We start from the raw sequence: 17,784 nt of genomic DNA, 5'->3' as shown, positions 1-17,784 counted from the left end.
GCTTTATATTATTGGGGTTCAATATATAAAGCGATTTTTTATTTGAGCATGAAACTGTATTTTTTTGCCACCGTATCAACGTTATCCAGATACAACCAATCTTTATAAACCAGTTTGGCATTCTTAAATTCAAAAAAAGCATTTCGTTGAAAGTTGACTCCATATTTTTCCAATTCAAATCCTTCATCAACGATGAATTGTATGTTGGAATTTTTTATCGAATCTAAAACCTCAGCATTATTGCTGGGGATTACAACTATTTTTTTATAATCCCTAAATTTATTTTCCTTCTTGTCTCCAAGCTGCTTGAGAAATTTAATAGTCTTTTCTGTACAAGATCCACAGTTTCCTGAAATTACAACTATGAAAAAATTATTTAATTTAAGTAGATCTGTGTTTTGCTTTTCTTTAAAATACATATTAAGATGTTCCTCGTCTCCCGACATCTTGCGCTTGTTGCATGCGGTAATTATTAATAAGACGACTAAAATAAAGCAGTACTTTTTCATTATGGTTTACTTTTTATAACCTTTATAATATCGAATCTCAAATGTAATGGATCCACAAATTTACTTTTTCTATGCGTTGGTGAAATGAATAAGCCCTCTTTTGTAATAAACCATGTATTTGGCGAATATTTATACATGGGCAATTCTATTTCCTTAATTACTTCGAACTTTTCATTAAAAATCATTAACACCAAAGGCTTATCCAAAATGGAATTAAAATATTTACCATTCTCCTGTAATATATTTCTTAAGCTAAACCTATAATAGACATGCCTGTATTTATCATACATTACATTGAAGAACTGGCTGTTTTCTATATTATGGGTTACCCATTTTTTAGGATCTTCACCTTTAATATAAGATACTGAATCAGCCAGATACTTGCCTTTTGAAGGTGTTCCACCATAACTAGTGATGGTTGAATTTCTAGGGTTATACTGATAGATATTAGATTCATAGAGATAGCTATACGTCAGAACGCCCTGTTTTTGATGTTCACTCGTAACAATAGATGTTAAAAAACCTGCGCTCCCCTTAATTTTGTATAGATAATCAGAATAAGAAATTGGAAGAAATGTGAGTTTCCCAGTATTCATATTTAAAGAAACAAAAGCGGGCATTTTTTTATTCCAATTAAAATCGTAATATACCTGATTCAAAACAAGCCTATTATTATAAAGAAACATTTTAAAATCATGACTGTATGAAATAGGTTTCCCAGGCATATTATTTTTAATTGATATGCTGTCCATTGAAATCTCTTGCTTCTTGTGCAGATTCGTATCAATTATAACCAGTTTTTCATTGCCATAATTAAGTATAATAGAATTAAAATTTATTATAGAAATATCCGCTATACTTCTACTTTTATCTAAATCCTTCTTATCCAGGTTTTTGAATGACCAGCTTTTACCAACTAAATTTAATTGTTTAACTAAAGTTCGGTGCGTCAAATCAAAAATATCAATACTTGATAAGGCAGGATTATATCCAATGAGATAATCTACATTATGCTCGCTATATTGTGTATAAGTAAAATATGGGCCACTATACTCTTGTTCAACTGGGATCTGAATTGAATCTGTGTTAACTTCATATTTCCAGGTATCTTTAGCTGATTTCGAACTTATTATGTATTTATCTTGATCAGTGTTTTTACAAGAAATAACACAAGTACAAATCAAACTAAATAGGCAAAAAACAAATAGGTATTTAAACATAAAAACTATTTAGTCTGGTGGAGTTTGGCAATTCACCAAAGGACTACAACTAGGTCCACCGATTGGTGACCCAGAAAAACATCCAAATGCTATACTTCCAAAATTGCATGGAGATGGATGATTTTCCCCAGGACATATTATTGCAGACGGACAAGTAGGACCGCTTTGGAGGCCAGCTTTGCAACCAATTAAACCTGAGCCCGAACAAGGATATTGACGGAGTATAGGTTTTGGTGGAGTGGTACAAGGTTGTTGAGAGATTTCGCACACTATCCCGGATGTAGCACCACAGCCACTAAATCCATCTGGACATGCCTTTACATAATTTCCAGTATCACCACTAGTGATATTATTTGACGAACTTATACTTTGTTCAAGTGACATTGCCTTTGTTACTTTGTAATTCATTTCATCTTCCTTGCTACAGGAGAACAAACAAATAGTTGCAAAAAAGAGCGAGATAATAAATACTGTTTTCATAAGGTTATAGTTTGTGAGTGTTATTTAAATTATAATATGTTCCCAATATCTGTTTTACAGATATTGATTTTTACATTTCCCTCTTCCAACATATTCACTAATACAGCTTTTCAGTTGATTTAGAATTAGTTACCCTTAATTAATACATAAATATATATGCATTTCACATCGTATTCTAATTTTATTTTAACCATAAATCCCCACATTTTAACACAAAAAATACAACTCTTCATATTTAATTCTACATTACAATGCTGTTATCATAGATAAAAAATAATATTAATCATACTTATACTCACATTCTCAGCTCACGAATTGGCATGTACCTGCTTTTAGCAACACTAATTCATTGGTTTACTTCAAACCCAAATTTCAAAAAACCTAGACAATCATATCCAATAGCTCATTAGTAGAAAAATCAAGGTTTGTTAATTGGATTATGTTATCAAACCACATCTTCTTATTATCGAAACATTACTATTTAGAATAATTCAAAATAATTTGGATAATAAGATTTTCTACCGTTATTTTGCAGCAGTTTAGAATTAATCCAAATAAATATTATAATGCTTAAAATCAGACTTTTCTGTATATCATTTTTTTTAACTCTTACCAGCCTACTCTCCTTTGCCCAGCAGTTTTCGACCATTAGCGGTACAGTTACCACTTCAGATGGTAAACCAGCCGCTTATATTTCGGTTGGTTTAAAAGGCAAAGGACTAGGAAATGTGACCAATGAAAAAGGCATTTTCGAAATCCAAAGGGTTAAACCTGGCTCTTATACCTTAAGGGTATCGGCTGTTGGTATCCAAAATATAGAAAAACCGGTAGTGATTGCCGCCGGAGAGCACAAAACTGTTGATTTTGTAATCAACCAAAATTCAAATCAGCTTAATGAAGTAAATATTAACCAGGGCGTAAATAAGTACATCGCAAAGAAAAGTGAATTTATTTCGAAAATGCCGTTAAATAACTTAGAAAACCCTCAGGTATATACCACGATTACGAAAGAAACAATGGCCGATCAGCTTGTGTTTTCGGTTGATGATGCAGCCCGTAATGCAACCGGCGTTCAAAAAATGTGGGAATCAACTTCGCGCGGTGGCGATGGTGGTGCTTATTATGCATCAAGGGGTTTTATTGTACAGGCAAAATTAAGAAACGGAATTGCTGGAAATGTAACCGGCCGTAATGATGCTGCTAACTTAGAAAATGTAGAGTTTATTAAAGGCCCATCTGCTACCTTATTCGGTAGTACATTAACCTCATATGGTGGCTTAATTAACCGCATAACCAAAAAACCTTTCGAAGGAATGGGAGGTGCGGTTAGCTTTTCGACGGGTAGTTACGATTTTAACCGGGTTAGTACCGATTTCAATTTTCCTGTTGATAAAGATAACCACATTTATGCCCGGTTAAACACTTCTTACAATTACAAAGGTTCTTTCCAGGAGAATGTTTATGATAAAGGTTTCTTTATTGCACCTAGCTTGTCATATAAAGTAAACGATAAATTAGACTTTCTTTTCGATGCCGAAATTGCGAACGGTACAAGCACCTTAAAACCTTTCGTTTTCTTCTATTTTCCCGTAAAAGACCTTGGTTTTGATAGGGCTGATCAATCCGGAATAGCTTACGACAAATCCTTCACTGCTGATGCGATGAAGCAAAAATACAACAGCTCAAACTTTTTCGGGCAGGCCAATTATAAGTTTAACGAAAACTGGTCTTCGCACACCAGCTTTTCAAGCAATTATAGTTTCTCTAACGGCCGTGGTACGTATTTGTTCTTAGTCCCGAACAACTACCCTCCATTGGGCAACCCAACGGCTGCACCAGGTGCCGATTTGATATCAAGAGCAGATCAGTCAACTGATAACAGTAAGGTTTTTACTTACGAGGTACAGCAAAATTTTAATGGCACTTTTAACTTAGGTTCGGTAAAAAACAGAATGGTTTTAGGCCTTGATTATTTACGCCAAAACTCCGATCAATTGTTTTATTCGATCGACACTTTTGATCTGACCAATAAAGATGGAAGCGGCGCTAACTACAATAATTTCACTGAACACAATCTAGCGGCATTTTATGCAGCACTCCCTAGTGTTCCGAAATATCCGTATAACTTCAAAACCAATACATACAGTGCTTATGTTTCTGATGTGATTAATGTAACAGATAGGTTAATCGCCTTAGCTGCATTAAGAGTAGACCGGTTCGACAATAAAGGCAATTCTGATCGGGCAGGTTCGGCTCCAAAAGGTGCCTACAAACAAACTGTTTTTTCTCCAAAATTCGGTTTGGTATTTCAGCCGATTAAAGATCAGCTATCCTTATTTGCCAATTACCAGAACGGCTTTAACAACTTAAACGGTATAGATTATCAAGGTAATGCTTTTAAACCAGAGCAAGCAAACCAAATTGAAGGTGGGGTTAAAACAAACATATTTAATGGCAAGTTAACAGGCGCTGTATCTTACTATTATATTAAAGTTAAAGATATTGTTAGGGGCTATAACGGAGATCCATCAAATCCAAATGCACAAATCCAGGATGGCAATAAAATTAGCAAGGGTATCGAAGCTGAAATTATTGCAAATCCCGTTGACGGTTTAAATATTATTGCAGGTTTTGCATATAATGATAATCATTTAGAAAATGCATCGCCGGATGTAGAAGGCAGAAGAGATGCTTATTCTGCAGCACCCTACTCAGCAAACTTATGGATCAGTTATAAATTCCATGCAGGCTCGCTTAAAGGTTTTGGATTGGGCGCCGGTGGTAATTATGCCAGCGATAATAAAATTGTAAATAGTGTAAGCCAGGGTGTATTTATATTACCTGCTTATGAGGTTTTCAATGCCTCTGTATTTTACGATCATTCAAGATTCAGAATCGGAGTAAAAGCAGACAACTTTACCAACCAAAAATACTGGACAGGTTACAGCACCATGAACCCTCAGGACCTGAGAACCTTTACCGGAAGTGTTACTTATAAATTTTAATTAAAAACAACATAAATATTAAAAAATGAATAAAATTAAACCCATTAGTTTAACGTTCTTACTCGCTCTTTTTAGCTTATTCTCATTTGCGCAACAATTTGGAACAATAAAGGGAAAGATTAGCACTTCTAATGGAAAACCAGCGGCCTTTATTTCAATTGGCTTAAAGGGCAAGGGTCAAGGAACTACATCAGATGATGATGGTTTATACACCATAAACCGTGTTAAAGCCGGTACTTATACAATTAAAGCTTCTGCAGTTGGTATCAACGCCTCAGAAAAAAGCATTACAATCGCTGCAGGTGAGACTAAAATTATCGATTTCATATTGAAAGAAAATGATCAGGCGCTTGAGGAAATTACCATAGCAGGAATTAATCAGAAATACAAAGTAAGCTTACCTTCTGCTACACTTAGATTAAACGAACCATTATTAGAGGCACCACAAAACATTCAAATCGTAAGTAATGGAATCCTTAAAGACCAACAGATCATTAGCATGAGCGATGGGTTGATTAGAAATGTAAGTGGTGCAGTTCGTCTTGAACACTGGGGAGACATGTACACCAATATTTTAATGCGCGGATCGCAAATTCAAGCCATGCGTAATGGTTTCAATGTAGTTTCATCTTACTGGGGACCATTAACCGAAGACATGAGCTTTGTTGACCATATTGAGTTTGTTAAAGGTCCTGCAGGATTTATGTTGGGCAATGGCGATCCAAGCGGGATGTATAACGTGGTGACCAAAAAACCTACTGGTTTAAACCAGGGCGAGGTTTCGTTTACTGCTGGAAGCTTCGATTTATACCGTACAACAATTGATCTTGACCACAAACTAACAGCTGATGGCAAATTCTTATTCAGGTTAAACGCAGCTGCACAAAATAAGGGATCGTTTAGACCTTTCGAACAAAATGATCGCTACAGCTTTGCACCCGTGTTAAGTTATCAAATAACGCCCAGCACTAAGCTAACAGCAGAGTATACTTTACAAAATGCAAAAATGACCGAAGTAGGTTCCTATTACATTTTTAATACCACTGGGTATGCCAGCTTACCAAGAGAGTTTACCTTAACACAACCTGGTGTACAGCCTACCCGAATCAACGACCATAGTTTAACATTGAACCTAACCCAACAACTAGGTCAGAATTGGAAATTAACTGCACAAGCAGCTTATTATAAATATTTACAAAATGGCACAAGCTCATGGCCATCGGCAGTATATCCAAATGGCACCATTATTCGTAATGTTGGTATATGGGATGCTGAAAGCAGCATGAAATTAGCGCAGTTATTTGTGAACGGAACGGTTAAAACAGGCGGTATTGTACACCGCATTTTAGCTGGTTTTGATGGTGGTAAGAAAAATTATATGGCCGATTGGGGTCAGTCTCACGATTTAGATCTCGCCAGTTCTCCATTTAATTTATACAACCCTAATTATGGCTTCCCATCAAATGGTTATCCAAACTTTGACCGTGTTACTCCATTAGAACAAAGGGCTATTGCAGCTGGAGGTTTAATGGATCAAAAATACCTAAGCGGTTATGTTCAGGATGAATTAGGGTTTTTCGATAATATTGTTCGTTTAACCCTTGCAGGTCGTTATACTTATGTAAGTCAATCGGCCTGGGGTGGTTCTCCTGATAAAGCAAAACACGTTACCCCAAGGGTTGGCTTAAGTGTATCCGTTGATAAAAACACTTCTGTGTATGCTGTTTATGACGAAGCCTTTACACCACAAACCGGTTTTTTCCGTGATGGTTCTACTGCAAAACCAATTACCGGGAATAACAAAGAATTTGGCATAAAGAAAGATTGGTTTGACGGCCGTTGGAATACCACTTTATCCGTATACAGAATTACCAAACAAAACGAACTTACCGCAGATCCACTTAACAAGGCTGGAGAAACTTTCAGTATTGTAATTGGCGAAAAAAGAGCACAAGGCATAGAGTTCGATTTACGCGGTGAATTGGCAAAAGGCTTAAACCTAATTGCAAATTATGCATATACCGATGGTAAAGTAACAAAAGTTGCCGATGGAGTTTCAGGTGTTTTTGTTGGCCAAGTAGTACCAGGTTTTTCAAAACATACCACTAATGCATGGTTAACCTACTCATTACAAAATGGCCCGCTTAAAGGTGCAGGAATTTCCGGAGGCTTTACCTATTTAGCCGACAGGGCAGTAGGCACCTACAGTGGTGAAAATGCTAACGAAAATCTTCCTGACTATTTCAAACTCGATGGAGGTTTATTCTGGTCACATAAAAAAATAAAAGTGACCGCAAATGTATTTAACATTTTGGATAAGTATTTATACAGCGGCGCGTATTACACCAACTACTGGAATGCTCCAACCTACGATCAACCAGCCTACTCATGGCAAGCCGAAGCCCCAAGAAACTACAGAGTAAGCATAGCATATAAATTTTAATTAAATCAATCGCGGGAGGCTGAATCAGATCAGTCTCTCCCGACTTTAAAACCCAACCCAGAAAACATGAAAACTAAAATCTCATTACTATTTTTCTTCCTAGCCTTTAGCATTTCGAGTGCATTTGCACATGCTTTATGGATAGAAACAGCCTCAACAGGCAAAAAAGGACAAGCACAGGAAGTAAAAGTTTTCTTCGGAGAATACGAAAGCAACGAACCAGATTCTGCCGCAAAATGGTTCAGCAACTTAAAAGAATTTAAGCTGGTTTTAACTGCTCCAAACGGAACAACGAAGGTTTTAGCCACTGCTCCTGATGTACGTTTCTTTAAAGCAAGTTTCACTCCAGATCAGGATGGTACTTATAAACTTTCTGTAGTGCATGAAGTTGCTGACATTTATGAAAAAGCTAAAATTGAATATTATGCTTTTGCTGATGTGGCTGTAGGAAATTCAAAAATAAACACGGCTTTCCCTGCAACTGCAGCACTAACCATCAGACCAGATAAACATGCTTTAAAAGTGGGTGAAACTTCAGTTCACCAGGTAATCTACAACAAAACACCTTTTGCAAAACAAAAGTTAACTGTTGTAAATGCAGCGCGAAAAGCACAGCCTATTGAAACCGATGCAGAAGGAAAATTCACTTTCAAACCAGAACAAAAAGGAAATTATTTTCTGGAAGCTTTTACAGAAGATAAAACACCTGGAAAATTAAATGGAAAAGATTACGATAAAGTTTGGCATTTAGTAACTTATACTACTGAAGTTAAATAATCGAAATTTTTATAAAAATTTAAAGCCAATTAGCCTTAAGAAAGGTTAATTGGTTCTTTTATTCATATAGCTTTGCTAATGGCACTAACAAAAACATCAACCAAATCAAAAAATAAGAAATCGCGTTTAAGGCGGATAAGCGACTGGCTGCACCTATGGCTGGGTATCGCATCTGGTTTAATCGTACTGATGTTGGGCGTTACCGGATGTATTTATGTTTTTCAAAAAGAAATTACCGAACTCATTCACCGCAAGGAGATTTTTGTAGAGGTTCCATCAAATCCTAAAACCCTACCATTAAGTGTGCTACAGGCCAACGCCGAAAAAGCTTTGGGGAATAAAAAGAAAATCACCTTTGTTTCTGCTTATAAAGCACCAGAAAGGGCATGGGAGCTTGGCGTTTATAAACCTGGCAACCCTAATGCATTCTGGTATTTCGATTCTATAGATTATTACGATGTTGTGCTGATTAACCCTTATACCGGAAAAGTAACTTTAGTTTCCGATTATAAATATGAGTTTTTTGGGGTAGTTAAAATGATCCATTGGAGTTTGTTGATCAATCACCCCATTGGCCAGCAGATTATTGGATGGTCTACCTTCATTTTTGTATTTCTCCTCATTTCGGGAATGGTGATGTGGTGGCCTAAAAACCTCAAAAAATCAAACTTAGATAAAAGCTTTAAAGTAAAGTGGAAAGCCAAGTTTAAACGCATAAATTACGACATGCACAATGTGCTGGGTTTTTATGTAATGCTGATCTGCCTTATGCTGGCCTTAACCGGTCTGGTTTGGGCATTTCAATGGTTCCAGACCACGGTTTACGTAGTAGCATCGGGAAGTACCGCGCCCCCAAAAGTAGTAGAAGTTAAATCAGATTCAACCAAAACCATTACTGCAATTCCTTTCGATATGGCTTTTGAGCAAGCCAAAAAAATATTTAAAAATGAAGATCGCATTGCCATGTCGCCTGCCAATGGCGGTTCGGCAACCATTTACGCCACAGGATACCGGGGCAAGGAAACGTATTGGAATTACGACGTACTTCAGTTCGATCAATATTCCGGCAAATTGTTGCACAGAGCAAACCAGTCGGAGAAAAATGCCGGAGAAACGGTAATTGGTATGAACTACGATATCCACGTAGGGGCGATTTTAGGATTAACCGGAAAAATAATGGCATTTTTTGCCAGTTTAATTGCAGCAAGTTTACCCATAACCGGATTTGTCATCTGGTGGGGGAAAGGAAAAAAGAAAAAAAATACCGCAGTGGCGGAAAGCTTAGTACACCCTAATTAATAATAAAAATGAAATTTTTAAACCTTATTTTAGTATTAACTGGTTTGATTACCCTTAATGCTAATGCACAAACAAAAGTCGACTCTCCTGAAGAAAAACTAGACAAGGATAGAAAAGCAATAAAATCATTGGCTGGTTTTTATGAAGTGAATTTCAACTACGGTGAAGTTACCGCCCCAGACCCAAACTACAAATTCAGTAAGCCTTACGAAAGCCATGGCAACGAATGGGCAGAGATTATTGTTGATGAACCTAAAAGAATTGTAATTCAGCACATGCTGGCCATTAACGATACCACGGTTATTAAACACTGGCGCCAGGATTGGACATATGAAGACACCAACATTATGCTTTATACCGAAGGTAATGCATGGAAAAAAGGCAATTTAACGCCAGCTGATGTAAAAGGAAAATGGACACAAAAAGTTTATCAGGTTGATGATAGTCCACGTTACCAGGGTTATGGAACATGGAGTCATGTTGGTGGTCACGATTCATGGTCGAGCGAAACCGATTCTCCACTACCAAGAAGAGAATCTACTGTGCGTAAAGATTACAATGTATTAAACCGTGGCAGCAGAATTACCATCACTAAAAATGGTTGGATGTTTGAGCAGGACAATAAAAAAATAGTACGTTCTGCTGATGGCGATAAACTTTTAGCTGTTGAAAAAGGTTACGAGGAATTTACGAAAATAGATCCTAAAACTTTCGCATATGCACAAAAATGGTGGGCCAGCCAGCAAAATTATTGGGCAGATGTTCGTGGCGTTTGGGCTGATATTATCGGCTCGCAAAATACATTCAAAGTACAAACTATGGCAAATGGAAAATTGCTTTACGAAACACTTTTTAACCTGGGCGACCAATCTATTAAAGAAAAATGGACAGCAAGCCAGAACAAAGAAAAAATTAAAACTGCTTTACAGCCTTATCTGGTAAAGTAAAACAGTTGTTTTTATAGTGAATGGTTGGTGGTTAATGGGCAACGGCCGGTTAACCACCAACTATTTTTTGCATAAACCTTACAAGCGATAAGCCATTTAAACTTCAAATTATTAACCGCCAATTGATAAGGGCGTTTCCCAAGCTACGCAAGGGCCAGGCTTTTCAGGGCTGCGCTGCGCTCCGGCACCGGTGAAAACCGGCACAGAACCCTTACAATCCCTAACGCAGATTTACAATATTAAAAGACCCCACAGGGTTCAAAATACCCTGTGGGGCTTTGATTAGCTTCGTCTTTAGGCTTAAGAACTACAGGCCCAAGTTAAATAAACCTGATAGAACGGAAAGCCCGGAACGAGACACGAGTGAGGACTTGAAGTGATAGCAGGACTTTCGTAACCGAAGCACACCGAACCTTGATTTCCAAAAAAAATATCGCGCCCCTAAGACACCTTAGCACAGTTATTATAGGGTTTAAGATTCCGCCGTTTAAAAAAACACGAGGTTTGATAACAATTTAATTCACTAAATTTCGGGATGAAAAAATTTGGCTTTATTATCTTCCTGTTTTTAGCAATCAACACTTTCGCACAAGATTCTACTTATACCAGAAATATAATAAACACCCTTACATCAAAAGAATTTTGGGGCAGAGGTTATACCAAAGACGGAATGAAAAAGTCTGCCGATTACCTTGCTGCAGCGTATCAGAAAATTGGCCTGTTGCCAATGGGTCTATCTTATAAGCAGCCTTTTAATTTCCCTGTAAATACATTCCCAGGAAAAATGATGGTGGCAATAAATGGTCAAAAACTTATCCCCGGTAAAGATTTCATTGTGAGTAACGAAAGTCCTGGTGCTAAACAAAAAGCAATTTTAAACAAGATGGATAGTCTTAATTATCAGGCTTCTCCATCATTAAAAATTTTATTAAAAGATAAATTAACCTGGTCTGTAGCTACAGAAGTTGGCGATATAACAATGATCCAGCTCAATAAAAAGAGCTTTACCACAATACCGAAAGCAATTAGCGTTGATATTGAAAATAAATTCATTCCGAACTTTGAGGCAGCTAACGTTTGCGGTTTAGTTAAAGGCACTAAATTTCCCGATTCCCTTTTAATCATTACCGCGCATTACGATCATTTGGGCGGAATGGGTGCAGAAACTTACTTCCCTGGCGCAAACGATAACGCTGCCGGTGTAGCCACTTTATTGAGTCTCGCCAAATATTATGCCGCCAATCCCCAACCCTACTCCATTGGTTTTATCTGTTTTGCGGGCGAAGAAGCTGGGCTGTTGGGATCGAGATATTTCGTAGAAAACCCTTTAATTCCTTTAAGCAAGATTAAATTCCTAATCAACTTAGATTTGGTTGGAACCGGCGAAGCCGGCATGACGGTGGTTAATGCATCCGTTTATCCTAAAGCATTTGCGCTGCTAAACGCCATCAACAATCAAAATCATTATCTCTCAAAAATAAACTCCAGAGGTAAAGCAGCCAACAGCGATCACTATTTCTTTACCGAAAAAGGTGTTCCGGCATTCTTCATTTATACTCAGGGTGGTCCCTCAGCCTACCACGACGTATTCGATAAACCTGAAACATTGCCGCTTACGGCGTATAAAGATCTGTTTAAACTGATCGTTGGATTTAACCAGAAACTGATGGAGTAACTTCATTTTCATAACGAACCCCTTAAATCACAATACAAACCATTAATGCTCAATTTCTCCAGTTGGGATAATATAATAAGCCATTGGGATAATTAAATATAGCAGCTAAGTGTGTATGCTCATCTTTGAATCAACAAAAACCAAAACAAGATTCATTATGAAAACTATACAAAAACTCAGCTTAGCATTTTTATTGTTAATCGCAGTTGCGGTTAAATCGAATGCCCAGAACCAAATCGAAATTGTTATAGTAGGCTCTGCCCACGACAATTCTAAATCGACACAAAACTTTCAGGCAATAATTGATAAGCTTAAAAACTTTAAACCCGATATGGTTTTTGGCGAATACTTACCGCAAGGCGATTATGCCAAATTGGAAGAAAGCAACTGGGCCAAAAAAGTATTTAGAAAAGGGCATGATTATATAGAAAAATTAAATCCGGTATCTCCCAAAAATATTGATGCACAAATTAAAAAGGACCAAAAGGCGCTCGCTAAATTTGCCTACTACCATAAAACCAGAATGGATTTAGCTGTTAATTATGCTAAAAACTGGGACAGGGGCAATGCCGATTATCAAATCTTCGTACTCGAAAATTACATGAAACAAAGCTTTGGCAAAGAAGAACAGGTTGAATATGCAAAAATGTTCGGAAATACCGATTCATTAAAGAAAAAAGGTTTCTGGAGACCTGGAAGTGAGTATAGCAAAATCTATTTCCCTCTTATTTACCAATTAAAACAAGATCGGATTTACAACATGGATTGCCAAACCTATGATAAACCATGGAGTGAAGCCTGGGGTAAAACAGATTCTTTATACAAAATTTTAATCAACAAAGCGAAAGCCGATAGCACCTCGCAGGAAGCCGCTACCATTAAAGCCATAGAAAAATATTGGGCTTACAATGAAGCTGAAGCGAAGGTTTTCAATGCGGATCCATATGCAGGAATGAATACCGTGAAATACGGCGTGTTGGATGAAGCCTGGAACTTTTATGGTGGCCGTCATTTTTATGGTTATGCAGGTTTTCCGACCGAGACAGTAAAAGAGATGATTGCGCAATGGACTTTAAGAAACGAAGGCATGTGCAAAAACATCATCGATCAGGCAAAGGCAAAAAAAGCAAAAAGGGTTGTAGTTGGAGTTGGTGCCTCGCACCGCAAATGGATGGAAGAAATTTTAGCCAAAAACCCAGATGTTAAAATTATCAATTATAACGATTTGCACTAAACTAATAATGTGCGCTTTCTCAGCCCCATTGCATTAGCTTGGGGCTTTTTCTTTTTAGCGTTATGTAATTTTTTCGTTTAGTATTTGCAAAAACACCTTAAGGCAACTACTTTTACCTAAAAGATTAGTTGTTTTAATTAAGTGCAACGTTCAGTCAGCCAGTACGTCTATTAGATTTTTAGTCTGTCACATTTTTTATATCGTTCATCACATTTATCTGTACCATAAAAGCATAGCGCCTAATTTTAGCTTGTTATTTAATATATATATGAAGAAACTCTTACTTTCAATCGCCCTTACCTTAGCAATTTTTAATTTATTTGCACAAAAAAACGGAAGCATTACCGGAATTTTAGCCGATAGCGCCAATCACAAGACCACCTTAAATTACTCAACAATCTCAGTATATAAAGTTGGCGATAGTATATTAAGCACTTATAAATTATCGGATGATAAAGGCGTTTTCAAAATCAATGGTTTAACCATAGGTGTAAAATACCGTTTAGTGGTAACCGCGTGGCAATATGGAACTTACCGAAAAGAGGTCGAACTAACTGCGGCCAATCCCGCATTAAATTTGGGCACCCTCTATCTTTCCGTTAAGGCAAATGACTTAAACGAGGTTGTAATTTCGGGAGAAAGGCCACCCGTAGTTGTACGTAAAGATACCATTGAATTTAATGCAGAATCATTTAAAACCCTGCCATCAGCAGTGGTAGAAGATCTGTTAAAAAAGCTTCCTGGCGTTGCCATTGCAGCCGATGGTTCTATACAGGTTAACGGTAAAACAGTTAGTAAAATTTTAGTGGATGGAAAAGAATTTTTTGGTGGCGACCAGCAGATTGCCACCAAAAATTTGCCCGCTAATATCATCGATAAGGTACAGGTGGTTGATGATAAACAGGCCAAAAGACGTGATCCGGATTTAACGGCAGCAGAAATCCCACAGATTATCAATTTAAAATTGAAAAAAGCAATTAAAAAAGGAGCTTTCGGCAAATTATATGCTGGTGGAGGTTTAAAAGACCTGTATCAGGCCGGTGGATTAATGAACTTCTTTAGAGATACCACACAGGTAAGTATTTTGGCTTATGGCAACAACATCAATCAACCAGGCTTTAATCCCAACGATGTACAGCGAATAGGTGGTTTTAACCGAAGTGGCATTAATTCCATGATGATGAATTCTACAGGTTATTTCGAGTTTAATGGCATTAATTTCGGCGGCAGTTATAATGGTGTTCAAACCTCTTCGGGTGGTGGTTTTAATTTTAACACTTTAACCAAAAAAGGAATCAAAATTAATACGCAATATTTCTTTGGCCGATCGGATAATCTTCTGGAGAAACTCACCAATACCAACCAAACATTAGGTACCGACAGGCTGATTACCAATGCCAGCGAAAACACCAATACACTGATATTGAAACATAATATAGGTGGAAAATTAGACTGGCAAATCGATTCTTTAACACAACTCACTATCGAGCCGGCAATTGTACTAAGTTCTAACAATTCGGTAAGCAAGGTCTCTTCTCGTAACAACAATGCGAATAGTCAGCTCATTAATGCCCTCGATAATCTGAATGACCTGAATACTTCAAACAACAAATATCAGTTAAGGGCCGATTTTAGTAAGGATTTTAAAAAGGCTGGAAGAGCTTTCAATATGGGAGCCGATATTTCTGCAACCCCAAATCCCGTTATCAATTACAACAGAAGCACCAGTGTTTTTTACCTCAGCCCGTCCACTTCAGAGATCGATCAGTTGAGAAATAATACCATCGATAACTTCAGGTCTTACCTCTATAGCAACTATACCGAACCAATCAGCAAAAAACTGAATTTTAAAGCAGATGTAAGCGGAAATATCATCAATAACGAAAATGCATTAAGCACTTTTTACCGCAATCCGGCTAACCAGCTGTACGATATTGCCATTCCCAATTTATCGCAAACAGTTAAACAGGCAGGTTTTAAAACCAATACGAACATCAGCCTTGGGTATAAAGTAACTAAAGATCTTTACCTTCAACCGGGATTGGTACACAACTATATTTCGTTAAACAACCGCTTTACCAATACTGTAGATATTAATCAGCGTTATAATTTTATATGGCCAACCTTTCAATTAAAATATAAAATATTCCGCTTTAACTATTCGGCCCGTTTTACAGAGCCCAATGTAAGTTATCTTCAGCCAGTGGCCGACAATACCAATGCATTTTACATTAGAAATGGAAACCCAAATCTACTGCCCGCCCGTGTGCAGGGTTTAAGCATGAATATGTACAAATATGATCCTAAAAGCCTGATCAATTACAATTTATACGGTTACGGTAATTTCACAAAAAACGGCATTGTTAACGCTATTACCATTAAAGATGGTGTACAAACGGTTAACCCGGTTAACAAAAACGGTATCTATAATTTTAGTGGTGGGGCCAATATTTCGAAAGATTTCAAAAAAGATAAAACAAGTTTAAAAGTAGGTTTGGGTTTCTGGGCCAATTTTGATCATAGTCCGGTTATTGTGAACAACATTGAGAGCGATGCAAATGTGTTTTATGTAGGCCCTAATGGAAGTATAAGGTTAAACCTCAATGATAAAGTAGAAATTAACCAGTCGTATTCGGTAAACCTGAATCGCAGCAGGTACGATGATAGCTATTACACTAACATTAGCTACAACACCCACCAAAGCACATCCGAACTGATTATCCGTTATCCAAAAAAACTGGTTTTCGAAACCAGCTATTCTTTAACCATCAATGATCAAAAAATCGCCGGATATAATAATAACATCAAATTCTGGAATGCTGCTCTCACTTACCTATTCATGAAAAACGACAGGGCGCAGTTAAAATTCTCGGTGAATGATATTTTGCAGAGCAATGTACGTAGGAACATTCAGATTACGGGCAATAGTGTTATCGATACGCAGAGTAATAACCTGGGTAGATATGGCATGCTCACCCTTACTTATAATATCCAAAATTTTGGCCAAAAAGTTGGCGGCAGACAGACGTTTTTTAATTTTTAATCCCGTGGTCTGTGTCTCCACAGACCACATTAAAACTCTTTGTTTCAAACCCTTCATAATGATCTGTGGAGACACAGACCATGGAAGTAGATTTCTCCACTACGTTGCACTGCGATCGAAATGACGATTTATTAAAAAAATATCTCCGCAAGCAACCCGTACGATCTTATACGGTCTTCAAAATGCTCGGTAATGGTAACAGCCATCAGTTCATCTACATCATAATCTGCAGCCAGTTTGGTCAATCGCTCTTTAATTACCGCAGGGGTACCGTAAATCATCCGTGGTTTATTGGCGTTAATCCGTTCCTGCTCCGCAGCACTATAACTGATATCTTTAATATCGTTCCAACCTACAGCAGTTAAGCCTCCACCCTTTTCTAGCTGGAGAAAACGGTAAGCCATTAAAGCCTCCTGTTGTTTTACCTTTTCTTCGTCTTCTGAGCAGAAAACAAAAAGCGCCACGTTTTCGACTGGTTTTGCCAGATCAACCGAAGGTTTAAAATGTTCCCGGTAGTATTGAACAGCCTGTGGTCCTCCATGTGGGTTAATAAAATGTGCAAAAGAAAAGCCCATTCCAAAATGTGCCGAAAATAAAGCACTTTGTCCGCTGCTGCTTAAAAGCCACTGTTGCGGAACGGTCTCAGCAATCGGAATAGCTTTTATTTTTGCCTGGATACCACCATCAGAAGTATCATGCAGGTAATGCTGCAGCTCACGCAGTTGTTCTACAAAATCCTGCTCGCTCCAATTGTTTGAGGGGTTAAGCATCGAAGCCGTAATGCGGTCGGTACCCGGTGCACGCCCCATACCCAGATCGATCCGGTTAGGGTGCATCACTTCCAGCAAACGAAAACTTTCTGCAACCTTTAACGCACTATGGTTAGGCAGCATAATGCCACCGGAACCGATCCTTAAAGTTTTGGTATGATTGGCCAGGTGCGCAATTAAGATTTCGGGTGTTGAACCCGCTAAACTGGTGGTATTGTGATGTTCTGAAACCCAGAAACGGTGGTATCCCAATCTTTCGGCTTCCTGTGCTAGTATAGTGGTTTCTTCAATGGCCCGGCGGGCTGTAACACCCTTGCGCACCGGCGATTGATCTAACACACTTAGTTTAATTTTCGTATTGCTCATATTCGTATCTAACAAA

Annotated in this window: 11 protein-coding genes; 8 read left to right on the top strand and 3 right to left on the bottom strand. The window is 37.7% G+C overall.

The features are described from left to right. Positions 1–38 precede the first annotated feature (38 nt). Positions 39–509, bottom strand: a complete 471-nt coding sequence (locus AC1RJ8_RS19725) for a hypothetical protein (RefSeq protein ID WP_492955266.1) — start codon at positions 507–509, stop codon at positions 39–41. Beyond that, complete coding sequence (locus AC1RJ8_RS19720; RefSeq protein ID WP_492955265.1) at positions 509–1,729, bottom strand: DUF4221 family protein; 1,221 nt, start codon at positions 1,727–1,729, stop codon at positions 509–511. The genes AC1RJ8_RS19725 and AC1RJ8_RS19720 overlap by 1 nt, the downstream gene beginning before the upstream one ends. A gap of 1,046 nt (positions 1,730–2,775) precedes the next feature. Between AC1RJ8_RS19720 and AC1RJ8_RS19715 the strand changes: the two genes are divergently transcribed. The 8 genes from AC1RJ8_RS19715 to AC1RJ8_RS19680 all read left to right on the top strand — a co-directional run bounded on the left by AC1RJ8_RS19715 (position 2,776) and on the right by AC1RJ8_RS19680 (position 16,632). Next, on the top strand, positions 2,776–5,214 hold the full coding sequence (locus AC1RJ8_RS19715) for a TonB-dependent receptor domain-containing protein (protein WP_492955264.1): 2,439 nt from the start codon (positions 2,776–2,778) through the stop codon (positions 5,212–5,214). A 25-nt stretch (positions 5,215–5,239) separates the two neighbouring features. Further along, positions 5,240–7,657, top strand: coding sequence for a TonB-dependent siderophore receptor (locus AC1RJ8_RS19710; protein ID WP_492955263.1), 2,418 nt, complete (start codon positions 5,240–5,242; stop codon positions 7,655–7,657). Positions 7,658–7,723: 66 nt separating this feature from the next. Further along, entirely contained in the window at positions 7,724–8,434 is a 711-nt protein-coding gene (locus AC1RJ8_RS19705) for a DUF4198 domain-containing protein (RefSeq protein WP_492955262.1), read from the top strand. Positions 8,435–8,512: 78 nt separating this feature from the next. Continuing rightward, a complete protein-coding gene (locus AC1RJ8_RS19700) occupies positions 8,513–9,733 on the top strand; it encodes a PepSY-associated TM helix domain-containing protein (protein ID WP_492955261.1) in 1,221 nt (406 codons plus the stop codon). Between the two features lie 8 nt (positions 9,734–9,741). Beyond that, the gene (locus tag AC1RJ8_RS19695) at positions 9,742–10,680 is read left to right on the top strand and encodes a DUF6607 family protein (RefSeq protein WP_492955260.1); all 939 of its coding nucleotides are present in this window, start codon (positions 9,742–9,744) and stop codon (positions 10,678–10,680) included. A 535-nt stretch (positions 10,681–11,215) separates the two neighbouring features. Then, positions 11,216–12,355 carry a M28 family metallopeptidase gene (locus AC1RJ8_RS19690; RefSeq protein WP_492955259.1) on the top strand — a complete coding sequence of 380 codons (1,140 nt, stop codon included), beginning with the start codon at positions 11,216–11,218 and terminating at the stop codon, positions 12,353–12,355. 157 nt (positions 12,356–12,512) lie between these two features. Then, positions 12,513–13,589: a DUF5694 domain-containing protein gene (locus tag AC1RJ8_RS19685; protein WP_492955258.1), complete on the top strand. Its 1,077-nt coding sequence runs from the start codon at positions 12,513–12,515 to the stop codon at positions 13,587–13,589. Between the two features lie 268 nt (positions 13,590–13,857). Further along, a complete protein-coding gene (locus AC1RJ8_RS19680; protein WP_492955257.1) occupies positions 13,858–16,632 on the top strand; it encodes an outer membrane beta-barrel protein in 2,775 nt (924 codons plus the stop codon). Positions 16,633–16,763: 131 nt separating this feature from the next. On the opposite strand, the gene AC1RJ8_RS19675 is transcribed toward AC1RJ8_RS19680, so the two are convergent. Beyond that, positions 16,764–17,768: an LLM class flavin-dependent oxidoreductase gene (locus tag AC1RJ8_RS19675; protein ID WP_492955256.1), complete on the bottom strand. Its 1,005-nt coding sequence runs from the start codon at positions 17,766–17,768 to the stop codon at positions 16,764–16,766. Between the last annotated feature and the right edge of the window lie 16 nt (positions 17,769–17,784).

Source organism: Pedobacter sp. GW822-FHT03F06, from assembly GCF_058801365.1.
This window is presented reverse-complemented; position numbering and strand designations above follow the sequence as displayed.